This is a genomic window from Streptosporangium sp. G12 (assembly GCF_052983175.1).
The window spans coordinates 1-3,989 of record NZ_JBRIQO010000070.1; the positions used below are offsets into that span (position 1 = coordinate 1).

General features: G+C 71.5%; 1 protein-coding gene. It reads right to left on the reverse strand.

The features are described 5' to 3' along the window. Window positions 1-3,989: type I polyketide synthase (locus tag ACVCAG_RS45565; RefSeq protein ID WP_447191659.1), on the reverse strand; the 3,989-nt coding region annotated here is incomplete at both ends.

The following is a 3,989-nucleotide window of genomic DNA, read 5'->3' on the forward strand; positions in this document are numbered from 1 at the left end:
TGTTTGGCCACGACCGCGCCCAGCCCGCCGGTGCCGCCGGTGACCAGCACCGTGCCCTCCGGACCGAACACCGACCGCTCCTCGCCACGGTCCGCGGTGCGGTTCAGCCCTGGCATCAGCAGGTGCCCGTCCCGTACCGCGACCTGTGGCTCGCCCGTGGCCAGCGCCTGAGCGACCGTGTCCGCGTCGAGGGCGTCGGTGTCCAGGTCCAGCAGTACGAGTCGGCCGGGCTGTTCGGCCTGCGCCGCTCGCACCAGACCCCACACCGCCGCCTGCGCCAGGTCCGGCACCTCATCCGCGACCGCCACCACCGCACCGTGGGTGACGAGGACCAGCCTCGAGGAGGCGAACCGCTCCTCGGCCAGCCACTGCTGCACCAGGGCCAGCACCTCACGCGTCACCACACCCAGCTCACCGCCAGATGGGATCGTGACCAGCACCGCCTCGGGCACCTCGATGACCGCATCCAGGCCGGCCCCCGCCTCCAGCACCGCCCAGCGGGGTACTTCTGTACTCGTCCCGGCCGCGATGGCGGTCCAGCCCACCTGGTGCAACCAGCCGCGATCACCCGCGGCGGCCAGGTCGGAGGTCGACAACGGACGCAACGTGAGCGCCTCGACCTCCGCCACCGGCACACCGGCCCCATCGGCGATGGTCAGCGCCATGCTGGTGCCACCCGTACCAATGATCTTCACTCGCAGGCTGGTCGCCGCCGTGGCGTGCAGGGACACACCCGACCAGGAGAAGGGCAGGAAAGGCCTGCCCGGCTCGGCCTCCGGCAGCAGATCGCCCAGCGCGCTGGCGTGCAACACCGCGTCCAACAGGGCCGGATGCACCCCGAACCGCGCCGCGTCCCCATGCGCCTGCTCGGGCAGCGCGACCTCGGCGAACACCTCACCCGGCCGCGACCACGCCCGCGTCACCCCCTGGAAGACAGGCCCGTACTCCAGACCGACCGCCGCCAGATCGTCATACAGACCATCGACCACCACCGGCCGCACGTCCACCGGCGGCCACTGCGTCAGCTCGAACGCCGCCACCGGCAGCTCGGCGGTCACCAGGCCCTGTGCGTGCTGCGTCCATCCGGCGGCGTCCTGGGAGCGGGAGTGGACCGTCAGCGGACGTGCTCCGGACTCCTCCACCGCTCCGATGACCACCTGGATCTGGACCCCACCCTGGGCGGGCACCACCAGCGGCGCCTGGATGGTCAGTTCCTGCAGGTAGGAGCACTCGACCTCGTCGCCCGCCCGGATGGCCAGCTCGACCAGCGCCGCCCCCGGAACCAGCATCTGACCACCCACGAGGTGATCGGCCAGCCACGGCTGCGTGGTGGGTGACAAGCGACCACTGAAGATCACCGACTCGCCGCTGGCGACCTCGGTCACGGCGCTGAACACCGGATGATCGATCGCGCCCAGCCCGGCGGCGTTCATGTCTCCGGCATCGGTCAGCGCGGGGATCCAGTACCGCTCGTGCTGGAAGGCGTACGTCGGCAGGTCGACCTGTGCTCTCGGGGTGAGGATCGCTCGCCAGTCGACTCCCACGCCGTGAGCGTGCAGCCGGCCCAGTGCCTCGACCAGTGTCCGGACCTCGTCCCGGTCCTTGCGAGCGGTCGCGACGAACGCTCCGTCGTCGACGCTCTGCTGGGCCAGCGCGGTCAGAGTCGAATCGGGTCCGATCTCCACGAACACACTCGCCTGGCAGGCGGCCACCCCGTCGGCGAACCGCACCGCCTCGCGCACATGCCGCACCCAGTACGCCGGATCGGTCAGCAGCCCCGGCTCCGCGGGCCGGCCCGTCACGTTGGAGACGACAGGGATGGCCGGCTCGCTGAAAGTCAGAGCGGAGACGATCTGCTCGAACTCGGCGAGCATCGGCTCCATCAACGGCGAATGGAAGGCATGCGAGACCCGCAGCCTGCGAGTGCGGGCACTCACCAGAGCGGCGATCTCCTCCACCGCACTCTCGCTACCGGAGATCACCACCGAGGCCGGGCCGTTCACCGCCGCGATGCTCACATCCTCGCGGCCCTCCAGCAGCGGAAGGACCTCCGCCTCAGGAGCGGCGATGGCCATCATCGCCCCACCCTGCGGCAGCGCCTGCATCAACCGCGCCCGCGCGGAAACCAGCGCACACGCATCAGGCAGCGACAGCACCCCCGCCACATGCGCGGCGGCGATCTCCCCCACCGAGTGACCCACCAGCACATCCGGCGTCACCCCCAGCGAGGCCAGCAGACGATACAGAGCGACCTCGAAGGCGAACAGCGCCGGCTGGGTCATCCCCGTCTCGGCCAACACCTCGTCCGGGCCCGAGAACATCGCCTCACGCACCGACCCCGGTAACAACGCACAAACCTCGTCCAGGGCGTCGGCGAACACCGGGAACGCGGCGGCCAGCTCACGGCCCATCCCCACCCGCTGGCTGCCCTGACCGGCGAACAACATCGCCAACCCGCCACCGGCCGCGGCACCCGGCGTCGCCGTGCCCTCGGCCAGGGCACGCAGGCCCGCCACCAGCTCGACCTGGTCGGCGCCGACCACCACCGCGCGCTGCTCCAGCAGCGCCCGGCCCGTCGCCAGCGTCCAGGCCGCATCGGCCGGGTTCAGCTCAGGCCGCTCCTCCACCCACGCCGCGAGCTGCCCGGCCTGCGCCCGCAGCGCCTCGGGAGTCTTGGCCGAGACCAGCCACGGCGTCACCGGCAGCTCGGCGCCGGAGGGCTCCGACTCCACCACCGGACCCTGCTCGATGATCACATGCGCGTTCGTGCCGCTGATCCCGAAAGACGAGATGGCCGCGCGGCGGGCGTGCCCGTTCTCCTGCCAGGGCACGGGCTCGGTGAGCAGTTCCACCGCACCGGCCGACCAGTCCACGTGCGGGCTTGGCTCGTCCACGTGCAGGGTCTTGGGGAGGAGCTCGTGGCGGAGAGCCATCACCATCTTGATGACGCCACCGACACCGGCGGCGGCCTGGGTGTGACCGATGTTCGACTTCAGCGACCCCAGCCACAGCGGCCGGTCCTCGGGCCGGTCCTGGCCGTAGGTGGCCAGGATGGCCTGGGCCTCGATCGGGTCGCCGAGGGTGGTGCCCGTGCCGTGCGCTTCCACGGCGTCGATGTCCGCGGTCGACAGTCCGGCGTTCGCCAGCGCCTGGCGGATCACCCGCTGCTGCGCCGGGCCGTTCGGGGCGGTCAGGCCGTTGCTCGCGCCGTCCTGGTTGATCGCGCTGCCGCGCATGACGGCGAGGATGTGGTGACCGTTGCGCCGGGCGTCCGAGAGCCGCTCGACCAGCAGCATGCCGACGCCCTCGCCCCAGCCGGTACCGTCCGCCGACGCGGAGAACGCCTTGCACCGACCGTCCACCGACAGGCCACGCTGCCGGGAGAACTCGATGAACATGCCGGGCGTCGACATGACCGTGACACCGCCCGCCAGGGCCAGATCACATTCACCCGAGCGCAACGCCTGCGCCGCCCAGTGCAGCGCGACCAGCGACGACGAGCACGCCGTGTCCACCGTGACCGCGGGGCCCTCCAGGCCCAGGGTGTACGACACCCGTCCGGACACCAGGCTTCCACCGCTGGTCGCGGCGGGGGTACCGAGACCGTAGTCGTGGTACATCACCCCGGCGAACACGCCCGTCCGGCTGCCGCGCAGTCCCACCGGATCCAGGCCCGCCCGCTCGATCGCCTCCCACGACGCCTCCAGCAGCAACCGCTGCTGCGGATCCATCGCGAGGGCCTCACGCGGGCTGATCCCGAAGAACCCGGGGTCGAAGTCGGCGGCGTCGTACAGGAACGCGCCTTGTCGCGTGTAGCTCTTTCCCGGTGCGCCCGGTTCCGGGCCGTATACCCCTTCCACGTCCCAGCCACGATCGGACGGGAAATCGCCCACCGCGTCCCGAGCCTGCGCGACCAGGTCCCACAGACCCTCTGGTGAGGAGACGCCGCCGGGGTAGCGGCAGGCCATGCCCACGATCGCGATCGGCTC